This window comes from Streptomyces sp. NPDC045470, assembly GCF_040646595.1.
GTDB lineage: Bacteria > Actinomycetota > Actinomycetes > Streptomycetales > Streptomycetaceae > Streptomyces.
Genome location: NZ_JBEZAN010000014.1, coordinates 14673 through 29533 on the forward strand (window position 1 = coordinate 14673; position 14861 = coordinate 29533).

A 14861-nucleotide genomic window follows, 5' to 3' on the forward strand; every position below is an offset into this window, starting at 1 on the left:
GCCAGGACCGGGCCCGAGCCGAGCCGGGACCGGGGCGTCGGCCGGACGGGGCAACCCTGGCAGCGATGGAGGTTGCCGGGACAAAGTACGCTGGCTCCATGCCCGAACGCCGTACCGTCGCCCTTGTCACTCTTGGCTGCGCCCGTAACGAGGTGGACTCGGAGGAGCTCGCAGGCCGCCTGGCAGCGGACGGCTGGGACCTCGTCGAGGACGCCGCCGATGCCGATGTCGCCGTCGTCAACACCTGCGGTTTCGTCGAGGCCGCCAAGAAGGACTCCGTCGATGCCCTGCTGGAGGCCAACGACCTGAAGGACCACGGCCGCACCCAGGCGGTGGTGGCCGTCGGCTGCATGGCCGAGCGGTACGGCAAGGAGCTGGCCGACGCCCTCCCGGAGGCCGACGGCGTCCTCGGCTTCGACGATTACAGCGACATCTCCGGCCGGCTGCAGACGATCCTGAGCGGCGGCAACGTCGAGGCCCACGCCCCGCGCGACCGCCGCAAGCTGCTGCCGATCAGCCCCGCCGAGCGCCAGGACGCCGCAGGCGTCGCCCTGCCCGGCCACGGCGCGGCGGAACCGGCCCCGGCCCCCGCGGACCTGCCGGAGGGCGTGGCGCCCGCCTCAGGGCCCCGTGCGCCGCTCCGGCGCCGCCTGGGCACCAGCCCGGTCGCCTCCGTGAAGCTGGCCTCCGGCTGCGACCGCCGCTGCTCCTTCTGCGCCATCCCGTCCTTCCGCGGCTCCTTCATCTCCCGCCGCCCCTCCGACGTGCTCGGCGAGACGCGCTGGCTGGCGGAGCAGGGCGTGAAGGAGATCATGCTGGTCTCCGAGAACAACACGTCCTACGGCAAGGACCTGGGCGACATCCGCCTGCTGGAGACGCTGCTGCCGGAGCTGGCCGCCGTCGACGGCCTGGAACGCGTCCGGGTCAGCTACCTCCAGCCCGCCGAGATGCGCCCCGGCCTGATCGACGTGCTGACGGAGACCGACAAGGTCGCCCCGTACTTCGACCTGTCCTTCCAGCACTCGGCACCAGGCGTGCTGCGCGCCATGCGGCGCTTCGGCGACACCGACCGCTTCCTGGACCTGCTGGAGCAGATCCGGGCGAAGGCGCCGCAGGCCGGTGCCCGCTCGAACTTCATCGTCGGCTTCCCCGGCGAGACCGAGGACGACGTCGCCGAGCTGGAGCGCTTCCTGACCGGGGCCCGGCTGGACGCGATCGGCGTGTTCGGCTACTCCGACGAGGACGGCACCGAAGCCGCCACGTACGACAAGAAGGTCGACCCGGACGAGGTCGCCGAGCGCCTCGCGCACATCTCCCGGCTGGCCGAGGAGCTGACCGCGCAGCGCGCCGAGGAGCGACTGGGGGAGACCCTGACGGTCCTGGTGGACAGCGTCGACGAGGAGGACGGGGTCGTGGGGCGCGCCGCGCACCAGGCCCCCGAGACCGACGGCGTCACCTTGCTGCGCACCTCACTCGACCTTGCGCCGGGTCGTATGGTCGAAGCAAAGGTCGTGGCCAGTGAAGGCGTCGACCTGGTGGCCGAGGTGCTGTCGGTGGACGGCGCGCCGTGTACTGAGGAGGCGGGCAGATGACCGGAGTCCCGGCTTCCGCGGCCGGTGGGCACCACCGCCCGGCGCCGGCCGTCCGGACGGCCGGGCTGTGGAACATCGCCAACGTCCTGACGATGGTGCGGCTGCTGCTCGTACCGGCCTTCGTGATGCTGCTGATGCACGGGGACGGCTACGACCCGGCCTGGCGCTCGTTCGCCTGGGCGGCGTTCGCCATCGCCATGATCACCGACCTGTTCGACGGCCACCTGGCGCGCCAGTACAACCTGGTCACGGACTTCGGGAAGATCGCCGACCCGATCGCGGACAAAGCGATCATGGGTGCGGCGCTGATCTGCCTGTCCGTGCTGGACGACCTTCCGTGGTGGGTGACGGGTGTCATCCTCTTCCGTGAGCTGGGCATCACCCTGATGCGCTTCTGGGTGATCAAGCACGGGGTGATCCCCGCCAGCCGCGGCGGGAAGCTGAAGACCCTCGCCCAGGGCACCGCCGTCGGCATGTACGTGCTCATGCTGACCGGGCCGCTGGCGTCGTTCCGGTGGTGGGTGATGGCGGTGGCCGTGGCGCTGACCGTCGTGACCGGCCTGGACTACGTACGGCAGGCGATCGTCCTGCGGCGGGCCGGGCTGGCCGAGGCGCGGGCCGTACAGGCCGAGCAGCGGGCCAGGTCGGCCGCCGAGGCACACGGCGACGGCCCTGCCGGGGGCGCGCGAGCCGCGGGCCGGTCCGGGGCCGTGGCGGACGACGGGAACTCCGTACGGTGAAGACGGAGCCGACCGCCTGGGCGACCTTCCGAAGTGGCTGCGGAAATGCACGCTGATACGGGCCGGAAGGCGGGTGTGGCGGCGGGTGGCGAGGCTGCCGCCCCTGCTGGTGTCCCCGGGCCCCCTGAGGCCCCTGAGGCCGTGCGTGCCTGGACGGGCGAGGGCGACGGGGAGCCGGCCGCCGAGACGTCGTCCGCGGCGGCGCGGGCGCTCGACGCGCTCGCGGCGCGCGGGCAGACCCTGGCCGTGGCCGAATCGCTCACGGGCGGGCTGGTGGCCGGAGCGCTCACCGGGGTACCCGGAGCCTCCCGGGTCTTCCGGGGCTCGGTGACGGCGTACGCGACCGGGCTCAAACGGGACATTCTCGGGGTCGACGGGCCGCTGCTCGACGCGCGCGGAGCCGTGGACGCGGAGGTTGCCCGACAGATGGCCCGTGGTGTAAGGCGTGTGCTGAGCGCCCACTGGGGTATCGCCACTACAGGGGTTGCCGGCCCTGACCCCCAGGACGGACAACCCGTGGGCACCGTATTCGTCGCGGCCGAGGGCCCCGGCGGAGCGGGCGTTGTGCTGCGCCTCACGCTGGAAGGTGACCGCCGACGGATCCGCCGGGACACCGTGGCGGCGGTGCTCCGGCTGCTGGTGAGCCAACTGACAGAGAACGCGGCGGCACAGGATACGGAACAACGGGGGGAAATTTGATGTTTGCAGCCCTGAGTGAACACGAACTCGCGCCCCGCACGGCCGAGGCCCGAGGCGGTACGGTGGGGCGAGAAGGATCCGGATCCGAGGTCCGAGGAGGGAGCCAGCGATGATTCTGCTTCGTCGCCTGCTGGGTGACGTGCTGCGCCGACAGCGTCAGCGCCAGGGCCGCACCCTGCGCGAGGTCTCCTCCTCCGCCCGGGTGTCGCTCGGCTACTTGTCCGAGGTCGAACGGGGACAGAAGGAAGCCTCTTCCGAACTGCTCTCGGCGATCTGTGACGCGCTGGACGTGCGCATGTCCGAACTCATGCGGGAGGTCAGCGACGAGCTGGCACTCGCGGAGCTGGCGCGGTCCGCCGCCGCGAGCGACCCGGTGCCCGCACCGGTCCGCCCCAAGCTGAACTCGGTGTCCGTGACCTCGCTGGCCGGGGTGCCGGAGGACCGTGTGACGATCAAGGCCCCCGCGGAGGCCGTGGACGTCGTGGCGGCCTGAGGCTGCCGGGCCGTTGGGGCCCGAGGCCGCTGGGTCCCCCCCCGTGTCTTCCTGAATGCTCTGTCGACTTCCCTGAACCCCGTCCGGCGCCGCCGGGCGGGGTTCGAGGCGTTCACGGGCCTGTGAGAGGCGGGCCCGCCCCGGCAAGCCCTACGGGAGAGCCGAAGAGGAGGGCGAAGGGCCCGAGGCCCCGGAGAGAAAGACGGGGGCGGTGAGGACCTTCGTCCTCAAGGTGAAGCGTCCGCGCATTACCGCAACGCATCTGGGTACCCGATCCGTACAGACAGGACCAATCGTTTGTACGATGGGCGAACGTATTCATTCGCCCTGAAAAGGAGTAAATGGATGTCTGTCGTCAAGAGCACGCTGTCCGACGACGCGCGCAAGGTGGTCGGGGACGCACTGCAGGGAGCCCTCGTCGACCTGGTGGATCTCTCGCTCGTGGCGAAGCAGGTCCACTGGAACATCATCGGCCCGCGTTTCCGGTCCGTACATCTCCAGCTCGACGATGTCGTGGACACGGCCCGCGCCTACGCCGACACGGTGGCCGAGCGTGCCTCGGCGATCGGCGTCTCGCCGGACGGCCGGGCCGAGACGGTTTCGAAGACCAGCGGCATCGACACGGTGCAGGACAACTGGATCAAGGACGCCGAGGTCGTCCGCGTCGTGACCGACGCGCTCGGTGCCGTCATCGCCCGGATGCGCGAGCGCATCCGCGTCACGGACGAGCCCGACCCGGTCTCCCAGGACATCCTCATCGGCCTCACCGCCGACCTCGAAAAGCACCACTGGATGTTCCAGGCCGAGTCCGCCTGACCTTTGCCTGGTCTCCGGCCGACCCAAACGCGGTCCGTCTGCTCGGTTCTTCCCGGCCGGTCCGTGTCGCACATGACCGGACGTGGCCCGGCCTCTTCAGCGCCCCTCTGACGCCGTCAGGGGGGCGCTCGGCCGTCGCGGCGGGGCGGAACGGTGACGCGGTGGTGCGCCCTCTGTGACGGAGCGCCGTAGTGGCGTGTCTGTGAAGGGGGAAGGTATGGGCGGACGATCATGTTGGGGAGACGAACGCCGGATCAGCAACGTATGGAGGAGTGTCCGCTATGTCGAAACCCCCGCTGCCGCAAGAGGCGGTCGCCATGCTGGAGAAGGCCAACCCGGCCGTCATCACGACCCTGCGGTCGGACGGGCAGCCGGTCTCCACGGCCACCTGGTACCTCTGGGACGACGGCCGGGTGCTCGTCAACATGGACGAGGGACGCAAGCGCCTGCAGCACCTGCGGAACGACCCCCGGGTGACGATCACCGTTCTCGACGAGTCGAGCTGGTACACCCACATCAGCATCATGGGCCGCGTCACCGAGTTCCGTGAGGACAAGGACCTGGCCGACATCGACCGGCTGGCCCACCACTACCTCGGCGACCCCTACCCGCAGCGCGACCGTGCCCGGGTCAGCGCCTGGATCGAGATCGACCGCTGGCACGGCTGGGGCACGCTCAAGGACAGCAGCCAGGCGGGCTGACGTTCCGTGCGATGGACCTCCCCCGGAAATTCGGGGGAGGTCCTGCTGCTGTTCGGTGCGGTGTGCGGTGTGCGGTGTGCGGTTCGCGGCTAGGCGGCGAGTTCGTACGCCTCCAGACGTTTGATCATTCGGCGGACCACCAGCAGGGGAATCACGCCGAAGACGCCGAACGACATGTCAATCAGCTGCCAGTAGAACGGAATTCCGCGGATCGGCCCGCAGATGAGGGCCAGCGGAATGATTCCCGCGCATGCGATCATGCCGAAGTCGATGACCCAGATGTTACGGACCGGGTCGCGGAACGGACCGTAGAAGGCCACCGCGATGACCAGGTGCGCGAACGCCAACCAGTCCGTTCCGTACAGCAGGAACGGATACTTCGCGTCGGTCGCCTCCAGCCCCTCCCGGGCTTTGCCGATCCACTCCACCAGCCCCGGAAGTTGCCCGGCGAGTGGTGACGCGTCCGACCGCAACAGTTCATCGGCCCACCGGATTTCGGCGCTGAGCGGAAATGCCGTCAGTCCGCTCAGCACGAGACCGATGATGAAGACGACAAGCCAGATACGAATACGGCGCCGAAGCGCCTTACGCCCCTCCATGATCGGGAGCGTACGCCTGCCTGCACCGGCCTTTCGGGTCGGGGTCGGTGTGCGAAATGCGGCAGGTGCGGGAAAGCGGTTCAACGCGGCGGTTCAGAGCGGGGGTTCAAAGCGGGGGGCAAAGCGGGGGGTTCAAAGCGGGATTCCGGTGTCGATCAGGGAGCGGGCGCCCTGGCTGAGGAGTTCGGTGGCGGCGTGCGCGCCGAGTGCCGCCGGGTCATGCGGGGCGTCGCTGCACAGATGGACCTGCGCGAAGGCGGCGCCGTCCGGGGAGAAGACCATGCCGCGCAGGGAGAGCCGGCCGCCCGGGCCGGTGACGCAGTAGCCCGCGATGGGGCTGTTGCAGTGGCCGCGCAACCCCTGGAGCATGACGCGTTCGGCGGTCGCCTCGGTGAGCGTGGGCTCGTGGTTGAGCTGTTCCAGCAGGGCGGCGACGGCGCTGTCGTCGCGCCGGCACTCCAGGGACAGGACACCGGCACCGACGGCCGGCAGCAGTTCCTCGACCTCGAAGACCTGCCGCGCCCGATGGCTCAGGCCGAGCCGCGCCAGCCCGGCGCTTGCCAGGATCAGGGCGTCGAGGCCGGTGGGGTGGACGGGTTCGGTGGAGTCGGCCGGTTCGGTGGGGTCGACGGGGCCGGTGTGCTTGCCGTCCAGGAGGTCGAGGCGGGTGCCCACCGCGCCACGTACCGGAACGATCCGCAGGTCGGGGCGGGTACGCAGGAGCTGGGCCCGGCGGCGCACGGAAGCGGTGCCGATCCGGGCGCCGGGAGGGAGTTCGTCGAGGTGGCGCACCGCCGAGTGCTCGGGGACGACCAGGACGTCCCGGACGTCGGCGCGCTCCAGATGCGCGGCGACGACCAGGCCCGCGCGGAGCGGCACATCGCCGGGCACGTCCTTGAGGCAGTGCAGCGCGAGATCGACGTCGCCGCTCTGCAACCGCGCGTCGAGAGCCTTGACGAACAGGTCCTTCCCGCCGATGCCGGACAACTCGCCGTGCCAGAGGTCGGCCTCGGTCCGGACCGGGACGGCCACGGTCCGCAGCTCCGGGTCGAGCTGGTGCAGCAGGTGGGTGACGTGGGCGGTCTGGGCGAGGGCCATGGGGCTCGTACGGGTTCCGATGCGCAGCTCGCGGGCGGGGAAATCGGTGCTCACGGGCGGCCTCCGTTCGGTGGATCTCGGGCGGTGCCCGCCGTCGGCGGTGATCATTCAGTGCAGCGTAAGAGACTCCGGGCGACGGGCCGGGGAGGTACGGGTTCGGGCTGGTGTACGGGGTGGGAGGGGGCGGCGGCGCCGGTGCGCGCGTCCCGTCGCGCCGGGCGTCGGGCGCGGGGCGTCTGGATGCGGTCGGGGTGGTGGCGGGCGAAAATACCGGGAAGACAGAGATCCGTGAGAACGGGGCATGGACGAGCGGGCCCCGTCGAAACGTTCGCGCCGGTTGTGCCCCGGTGCGCCCTCCCGCTGGGCGGCTGCGTCCGTCTAGCGTCGGCCGGAGGAGGCAGCCATGGCTAGGCACGACTTCTTCGCCCGGTTCGGTATATCCCCGGCCCGGCTGGCGGCCAGGGCTGCTGCCGCGTGCCTGTGGTGGTGGGCCGTACTCCGGCTGACGCTGTGGCCGGGCACACAAGGGATCGTCGAGGGAGCGGTGGCGGCCGGCGGGTGGGGGCTGAGCCTGCTGCCGGTGCACTGCGTGCCGTGGGCGGAGCGGATGCGGGGCAGGGGTGGGGGCGGCAGCGGTGGCAGGAACGGGAACAGGAGGCGAAGTGGGTGGGGCCGGAGGCGGGGTGGAGGTTCCGGCGGCCGGTGGTAGGGGCGTCGGGCCGCTGGGAGGGGGAGGGTGGTCACCCGATCGGCCGAAGGGACGGGAGGGCGGATCAGCCGGGGTGGCGGCGTCGGTGGCGTGGCGGCCTGGCGGCGTCGGCTTCGGTGACGGAGTTGGGGCGCGGTGGTGCCGGGACGGGGCGGCGCTGGGTGGCGGTAGGGCGGGACCGTGAGGTGACGCACCGTCAGGTGCCCTGCGTCGGCGTTGCCTTGTGGCCCTCCGGTGCCGTTCCGTCCTCCTCCGGTTGGCAGGTGGGGCACCAGTAGGTGACGCGTTCCTGGGTGGGCGGACCCTGTTCTCCCGTACGGACCGGTGTGCCGCAGCGGAAGCAGGGCCGCCCGGCGCGGCCGTAGACCCACTGGCGACGGTCCGGGCGGGCGCTCGGCGTCGTGACGCGGGCGAGACGGTCCTTGTTGGCTTCCAGGAGCTTCTTGGCGAGGGCGGTGGCGCGCTCCGGTGTCGGCAGGCGGCCGATCGGGAGCCAGGGAGAGGCGCGCAGCAGGAAGCACAGTTCGCACTTGAAGACGTTGCCGATGCCGGCCAGGTTGCGCTGGTCGAGCAGGGCCTCGCCGAGGGGGCGGGCGGGGTCGGCGAGCAGACGGCGCAGGGCCTCGGCCGGGTCCCAGTCGGGGCCGAGCAGGTCGGGGCCCAGATGGCCCACGGCGTCGTCCTCGTCGGCGGTGCGCAGGAGTTCGAGGACGGGGAGGCGGTAGCCGACGGCGGTGCGGTCGGCGGTGGCGAGGACCGCGCGGATCTGGTGGGCGGGGCCGCCCCGCCAGCGCTCCGCGGGCGCGTAGATCTTCCAGGCGCCGTCCATGCGCAGATGGGAGTGGAGGGTCAGTCCGCCTTCGACGCGGGTGAGGAGATGCTTGCCGCGCGGGACCACCTCCAGGACCGTACGGCCGGACAGGTCGGCGGTGGCGAGCTTCGGCACGCGCAGGTCGAAGCGGGTCAGTGGCTTGCCGGCCAGCGCTTCGTGCAGACGGCGGGCGGTGCGCCAAACGGTGTCGCCTTCGGGCATGGGGACATTGTGCCGGGTGAGGGCGGGTGGTGGGTCGGGTGTGGGAGCTGGGGGTGGGGGCCGGATGTGGAGGACAGGTGCGGGGGCGCTGAATCGGCTGGTCCGGGGCCGGGCCGGGCGAGTCCTGGACCGTGTACGGATGCGGTGTGCGGGTGCCGTCCACGAATGTCGTGTGCGGGTGCCGTCCCCGAATTCGTGTGCGGATGGCGTCCACGTACGTCGTGTGCGGTCGCGATACGCGGACGGGGCGTACGGACGCGGTCTGCGGATGCGGACCGCGGACCCGGTGTGCGGGCGGCTGCGTCGTGGTGGTCAGGGGCGGAGGCGGAAGCCGCGTGGGGTGGGGTGGAAACCGGCGTCCTCCAGGGCAGGGGCGAGCGGGGCGGTGAGGGCGGCGGTGCCGTTGACGCGCTCCACGGTGATCGTGCCGAGGGCGCCCGCGCGGGCCGCGTCGGTGAGCGCTTCGAGGGCGAGCCGCAGCCGGGTGCCGGCGGGGGAGCCGCTGTCGGGCGCCGTGCCGTCGGAGGCGTGCGTCCAGGCCAGCAGTGTCTTGCCGCCGCGCTCCATGTAGAGCGTCAGTTCGCCGTCGACGAGGACGACCAGGGAGCCCGCCTTGCGGCCCGGTTTGTGCGTGGAACCGTCGGGCGGCTCGGGCCAGGACAGGGCGGCTCCGTAGGCGTTCGCCGGGTCGGCGGCGGCCAGTACCAGGGCCCGCTGCGGTCCGGCGGAGCGGCGGTCCCCCGGGCCGTCCTGGGCGTACGCGTCGGCGGCCCGCTCGCGGCCGGTGTTGACGGCGCGGAGCCGGTCGACCGCACCGTCCATCGCGAACTGCGCCGCTCCCAGCCCTTCGACCACATAGCCGCGCCGGGCCTGCCCGGTCTCCTCGAAGGCGGCCAGGACGCGGTACGCGGCGGAGAAGCCGCCCTCGACGCCTTCGGCGGCCACGGCGCCGCGGGTGACGACGCCGTGGCGGTCCAGGAGCGCGCGTGCCAGGGCGTGGGCGCGGTGGGTGGGTTCCGGTTCGGGGGCGGGGAGCAGCGACCAGCGGCCGGCGACGGTGGGCGGGCCGGAGCGGGAGGCGGTGGGGCGGCCCGTACGGCCGGTGGCGGCGGTCAGTGTGCCGTACCGGCCGCGGGGGACCGCGCGCTTGGCGCGGTGCGCGGTCGAGCCGGACGTGCGGCCCGAGCCGAGGAGGGACCGGAGCGGGGCGAGGGTGTCGTTGGTGAGGCGGCCGGACCAGGCCAGGTCCCACAGGGCATCGGCGAGTTGGGGATCCGTCGCTTCGGAGTGGGTGGTGGCGCGGACCTGGTCGGCGAGCTGGCGGAAGAAGAGGCCGTAGCCGGGGGCGAGGGCCTGGAGGACGGATTCGTGGAGGGGGATCAGCTCCAGCGGGTGCGGTGGCGGCAGGAGCAACGGGGCGGTGTCGGCGAGGTAGAGGGACACCCAGCCGTCCTTGCCGGGCAGCGCTCCCGCGCCGGCCCACAGCACTTCGCCGGTGGAGGTCAGCTCGTCCAGCAGCGCCGGGGCGTAGTCGCCGACCCGGGACGGCAGGACCAGTTTCTCCAGGGCGGAGGCGGGCACGGACGCCCCTTGCAACTGCTCGACGGCGCGGACCAGGCCGTCGATGCCGCGCAGGCCGTACGAGCCGCCGCGCCGCGCGCCCGACCCGCCCGTCCCCGGTCCGTAGGGAGCCTTGGGCGCCAGGGGCCCCACTTGCTGCCACTGCGGGAGGAAGGACGCGAGGGCGGCGGGCGGTACGGGCTCCAGCTCGTGCCGCAGCGCGGCCAGGGAGCGGCGGCGCAGGCGGCGCAGCACTTGGGCGTCGCACCATTCCTGGCCGATGCCGGAGGGGTGGAACTCGCCTTGTACCACGCGGCCGGCCGCGGCCAGGCGCTGCAGGGCGCCGTCGGTGACGGCCGTGCCGAGACCGAAGCGGGTGGCGGCCTGTTCGGAGGTGAACGGGCCGTGCGTACGCGCATAGCGGGACAGGAGATCGCCGAGCGGATCCTTCACGGGCTCGGTGAACGACTCGGGGACGCCCACGGGCAGCGCCGTGCCCAGGGCGTCGCGCAGCCGGCCGGCGTCCTCGATCGCGGCCCAGTGGTCCCGGCCGGCGATACGGACCGTGATGGCCCGGCGGGCCGACGCCAGCTCCCGTACCCACCCTGACTCGGCGCCGCGCTCGGCCAGTTCGCCGTCGGTGAGCGGGCCGAGCATCCGCAGCAGGTCGGCGACGCCTTCCGCGTCCTTGACCCGGCGGTCCTCGGTGCGCCACTGGAGCTCGCTCTCCAGCTCGGCCAGGACGTCGGCGTCGAGCAGTTCGCGCAGTTCGGCCTGGCCGAGCAGCTCGGCCAGCAGCCGGGAGTCCAGGGAGAGCGCGGCGGCCCGGCGCTCGGCGAGGGGGGAGTCGCCCTCGTACAGGAACTGGGCCACGTACCCGAACAGCAGGGAGCGGGCGAAGGGGGAGGGCTCGGGGGTGGTGACCTCGACGAGGCGGACCCGGCGGGCCTCGATGTCGCCCATCAGCTCGGTCAGGCCGGGTACGTCGAAGACGTCCTGGAGGCACTCGCGGACGGCTTCCAGCACGATCGGGAACGATCCGAACTCGCCCGCCACCTGGAGGAGCTGGGAGGCACGCTGCCGCTGCTGCCACAGGGGAGTGCGCTTGCCGGGGGTGCGGCGGGGCAGCAGCAGGGCGCGGGCCGCGCACTCGCGGAACCGGGAGGCGAACAGGGCCGAGCCGCCCACCTGGTCCGTGACCACCTGGTCGACCTCGCCCTTGTCGAAGACGACGTCGGCGGCGCCCACGGGGGACTGCTCGGGGTCGTACTCCATGCCGCGGGCCGCCGGGTCGAAGTCGCCGGTGTCGCTGTCGAGCAGGTCCAGGCCCATCAGGTCGGCGTCCGGCAGGCGCAGCACGATGCCGTCGTCGGCGTGCATGACCTGCGCGTCCATGCCGTAGCGCTCGGCGAGGCGGGCACCGAGGGCGAGCGCCCAGGGGGCGTGCACCTGCGCGCCGAACGGGGAGTGCACCACCACCCGCCAGTCGCCCAGCTCGTCGCGGAAGCGCTCGACGACGATCGTGCGGTCGTCCGGCACATGGCCGCAGGTCTGCTTCTGCTCGGCGAGGTACGCGAGGACGTTGCCCGTCGCCCAGTCGTCCAGGCCGGCGGCGGCCAGCCGCTCGCGGGCGGCCTCCGGGGCGAGCGCGCCGATCTCGCGGAGGAACGCGCCGAGCGCGCGGCCCAGTTCGAGGGGGCGGCCGAGCTGGTCGCCCTTCCAGAAGGGCAGCCTGCCGGGCACCCCGGGGGCCGGGGAGACCAGCACCCGGTCACGGGTGATGTCCTCGATGCGCCAGGACGTCGTACCGAGGGTGAAGACATCGCCGACGCGGGACTCGTAGACCATCTCCTCGTCCAGTTCGCCCACCCGTCGCCCGCCACCCCGGGTGGAGCCGCCGCCCTTCGTCGGTTCGGCGCCGGCCAGGAAGACGCCGAAGAGGCCCCGGTCGGGAATCGTGCCGCCGGACGTGACGGCCAGCCGCTGCGCCCCCGGGCGGCCGGTGACCGTCTGCGCCACCCGGTCCCAGACGACGCGCGGACGCAACTCGGCGAAGGCGTCGGACGGATAGCGGCCCGCGAGCATGTCCAGCACGCCGTTGAACGCCGACTCGGGCAGGGCCGCGAAGGAGGCGGACCGGCGGACCAGGGCCAGCAGCTCGGTCACGTCCCAGGTGTCCATCGACGCCATCGCGACCAGTTGCTGGGCCAGCACGTCGAGCGGATTGGCGGGCACGCGCAGCGATTCGATGGCCCCCGCGCGCATCCGCTCCGTGACCACCGCGGCCTGCACGAGGTCGCCGCGGTACTTGGGGAAGACCACGCCCCGGGACACCGCGCCGACCTGATGGCCGGCCCGGCCGACCCGCTGAAGGCCGGAGGCGACCGACGGCGGGGACTCCACCTGCACCACCAGGTCGACCGCGCCCATGTCGATACCCAGCTCCAGGCTGGACGTGGCGACCACGGCCGGCAGCCGCCCCGCCTTCAGATCCTCCTCCACCTGGGCCCGCTGCTCCTTGGACACCGAGCCGTGGTGGGCGCGGGCCAGCAGCGCGGGTGCCCCCTTGGCGGCGCCGGCCTCCGCCATCAGCTCGGCGGGGGAGTGGTCCTCGGGCAGCGCCTCGCCGGTGGCACGCTCGTACGCGATCTCGTTGAGCCGGTTGCACAGGCGCTCGGCGAGGCGCCGGGAGTTGGCGAAGACGATCGTCGAGCGGTGCGCCTGCACCAGGTCGGCGATCTTCTCCTCGACATGCGGCCAGATGGACGGCTTCTCGCCGGTGTCGCCCTCCTGGACGGGGGAGCCGCCCAGCTCGCCCAGGTCCTCGACGGGGACGACCACCGACAGGTCGAACTCCTTGCCGGACGGCGGCTGGACGATCTCCACCCGGCGCTGCGGCGACAGGTAGCGGGCCACCTCCTCCACCGGACGCACGGTCGCCGACAGGCCGATGCGCCGGGCCGGACGCTCCAGCAGACGGTCGAGCCGCTCCAGGGAGAGCGCGAGGTGGGCGCCGCGCTTCGTGCCCGCGACCGCGTGCACCTCGTCCACGATCACCGTCTCGACGCCTTCCAGGGCCTCCCGGGCCGAGGAGGTCAGCATCAGGAAGAGCGACTCGGGGGTGGTGATGAGGATGTCCGGCGGCCGGTTCGCGATCGCCCGGCGCTCGGTGGCCGGGGTGTCACCGGAGCGGATGCCCACCCGGATGTCGGGCTCCGGCAGCCCGAGACGTACGGACTCCTGGCGGATGCCGGTCAGCGGGCTGCGCAGATTGCGCTCGACGTCGACCGCCAGGGCTTTCAGCGGGGAGACGTACAGCACGCGGCAGCGCTTCTTCGGCTCGGCGGGCACCGGGACGCTCGCGAGCCGGTCGAGCGAGGCGAGGAAGGCGGCCAGCGTCTTGCCGGAGCCGGTCGGCGCGACCACCAGCACGTCCGAACCCTCGCCGATGGCCCGCCAGGCCCCCTCCTGCGCGGCGGTGGGCGCGCGGAACGCCCCCGTGAACCAGTCGCGGGTCGCGGGGGAGAACGAGTCGAGCGCTGCCTTGGCCATGTCCCCCATCGTGCAACGGACCACTGACAATCGCCGGTGACCCGCCGTTCACCTGCGGTGATGCGGGCGAGCGGCGGCGGTCGGCGCAGTCCACGTGCCGGACGGACCGGCCGCGGCGGGCCGGTCCGCCGCACAATTGAGCCATGACGGGGCACGGGGCGGAGGACACGCGAGGCGCGGAAGGCGGGCCGGGGCCGGCGGACCCGGTGGCGGCGGGCGCGGGAGCCCGTACGGGCGGGCCCCGGGCCTCGGCGCCCGCCGGCCGCAAAGGCGGCGAGTGGGCCCGGCACTGGCAGTACGGCGAACTCCCCGGCCTGGACCTGCTGCGCGCCCGCTACGTACGGCACTCCTTCCCCCGCCACTCCCACGACGGTTACGTCCTGGGCGCCGTCACCGGCGGCGTCGAGCGGGTCGGACTGCCGGACGGCGTCACGGACGCCGGGCACGGCGGCATCATCATGATCAATCCCGAGGTGCCGCACACCGCGCAGGCCGGTGCGCCGGAAGGCTGGTCGTACTCCACGCTCTACCCCTCCGAACAGCTCGTCGCCGGTATCGCGGCCGAGACGACCGGCCTGACCGGCACCGCCGCGTTCACCGAGACCCTCGTGGACGACACGCTCGCCGTCCGCCTCGTCAACGGCGTGCACCGCGCGGCCGAGGAAGGCAACGCGCTGGCCGCCGACAGCCTGCTGCGCATCGTGGTGGCCCGGCTGCTGCGGCGCCACGGCGGCCCGCTGCCGACCCGGATGCCCGCCACGGCGGGAGCCCGTACCGCCGAACGCGCCCGAGCGCTCCTGGAAGCACGACTGACCGCACCACCGACCCTGGAACAACTGGCCCGGGAACTGGGCACCGGCCCGTTCGCGCTGCTGCGCGCCTTCAAGAACGCGTACGGGATGCCGCCGCACGCCTGGCTCACGAACGCCCGCATACGCCGGGCGCGCCGGCTCCTGGAGGCCGGTACGGCACCGGCCGAAGCCGCCGTCGCCGTCGGGTTCGCCGACCAGCCCCACCTGAACCGGCACTTCACCCGGATCGTGGGCGTGCCGCCGGGCGCCTACCGGCGGGAGCGGGCGGGCGGCGCAAGAACGTACAAGACCGCGGGGGAGGGCGCTTCCTAGGGTCCGGAGCGTGGCACAGGAAACGCAGCGAGAACGAGATCAGCAGTCGCAACTGCCCCAAGAGATACACACGTCCGAAGAGTTCCAGGGAGGCCAGGAGGGCCAGGCGGGCCAGGAGTTCCGAGAGGTCCAGGGAAGCCAAGAG

12 protein-coding genes are annotated in these 14861 nt (G+C 72.8%); 8 read left to right on the forward strand and 4 right to left on the reverse strand.

Translation table 11 applies throughout. The features are described from left to right. Positions 1-98: 98 nt before the first annotated feature. The 6 genes from rimO to AB0A97_RS30000 all read left to right on the forward strand — a co-directional run bounded on the left by rimO (position 99) and on the right by AB0A97_RS30000 (position 5041). On the forward strand, positions 99-1592 hold the full coding sequence (gene rimO / locus AB0A97_RS29975; RefSeq protein WP_361155658.1) for a 30S ribosomal protein S12 methylthiotransferase RimO: 1494 nt from the start codon (positions 99-101) through the stop codon (positions 1590-1592). Next, entirely contained in the window at positions 1589-2332 is a 744-nt protein-coding gene (gene pgsA / locus AB0A97_RS29980; protein WP_361155660.1) for a CDP-diacylglycerol--glycerol-3-phosphate 3-phosphatidyltransferase, read from the forward strand. The genes rimO and pgsA overlap by 4 nt, the downstream gene beginning before the upstream one ends. Before the next feature lie 141 nt (positions 2333-2473). After that, positions 2474-3031 (forward strand): CinA family protein, encoded by a 558-nt coding sequence (locus tag AB0A97_RS29985; protein ID WP_361155661.1) that lies wholly within the window; start codon positions 2474-2476, stop codon positions 3029-3031. 109 nt (positions 3032-3140) lie between these two features. Then, positions 3141-3524: a helix-turn-helix transcriptional regulator gene (locus AB0A97_RS29990; RefSeq protein WP_030024638.1), complete on the forward strand. Its 384-nt coding sequence runs from the start codon at positions 3141-3143 to the stop codon at positions 3522-3524. Positions 3525-3869: 345 nt separating this feature from the next. Continuing rightward, positions 3870-4340 (forward strand): DNA starvation/stationary phase protection protein, encoded by a 471-nt coding sequence (locus AB0A97_RS29995; RefSeq protein WP_125044652.1) that lies wholly within the window; start codon positions 3870-3872, stop codon positions 4338-4340. A 281-nt stretch (positions 4341-4621) separates the two neighbouring features. After that, a complete protein-coding gene (locus AB0A97_RS30000) occupies positions 4622-5041 on the forward strand; it encodes a PPOX class F420-dependent oxidoreductase (RefSeq protein WP_361155662.1) in 420 nt (139 codons plus the stop codon). A gap of 89 nt (positions 5042-5130) precedes the next feature. Here the strand turns inward: AB0A97_RS30000 and AB0A97_RS30005 are convergent, their stop codons facing one another. Continuing rightward, the gene (locus AB0A97_RS30005; RefSeq protein ID WP_361155664.1) at positions 5131-5640 is read right to left on the reverse strand and encodes a hypothetical protein; all 510 of its coding nucleotides are present in this window, start codon (positions 5638-5640) and stop codon (positions 5131-5133) included. Between the two features lie 132 nt (positions 5641-5772). Further along, entirely contained in the window at positions 5773-6792 is a 1020-nt protein-coding gene (gene hemC, locus AB0A97_RS30010) for a hydroxymethylbilane synthase (RefSeq protein WP_361155665.1), read from the reverse strand. Positions 6793-7174: 382 nt separating this feature from the next. On the opposite strand from hemC, the gene AB0A97_RS30015 reads away from it, so the two are divergent. After that, a complete protein-coding gene (locus AB0A97_RS30015) occupies positions 7175-7447 on the forward strand; it encodes a hypothetical protein (protein ID WP_361155879.1) in 273 nt (90 codons plus the stop codon). A 196-nt stretch (positions 7448-7643) separates the two neighbouring features. Here the strand turns inward: AB0A97_RS30015 and AB0A97_RS30020 are convergent, their stop codons facing one another. After that, complete coding sequence (locus tag AB0A97_RS30020) at positions 7644-8480, reverse strand: DNA-formamidopyrimidine glycosylase family protein (protein ID WP_361155666.1); 837 nt, start codon at positions 8478-8480, stop codon at positions 7644-7646. A 312-nt stretch (positions 8481-8792) separates the two neighbouring features. After that, on the reverse strand, positions 8793-13592 hold the full coding sequence (locus AB0A97_RS30025) for an ATP-dependent helicase (protein WP_361155667.1): 4800 nt from the start codon (positions 13590-13592) through the stop codon (positions 8793-8795). Positions 13593-13735: 143 nt separating this feature from the next. Here AB0A97_RS30025 and AB0A97_RS30030 point away from each other — a divergent pair, with 143 nt between their 5' ends. Continuing rightward, the gene (locus AB0A97_RS30030) at positions 13736-14716 is read left to right on the forward strand and encodes an AraC family transcriptional regulator (RefSeq protein WP_361155669.1); all 981 of its coding nucleotides are present in this window, start codon (positions 13736-13738) and stop codon (positions 14714-14716) included. Positions 14717-14861: the final 145 nt, after the last annotated feature.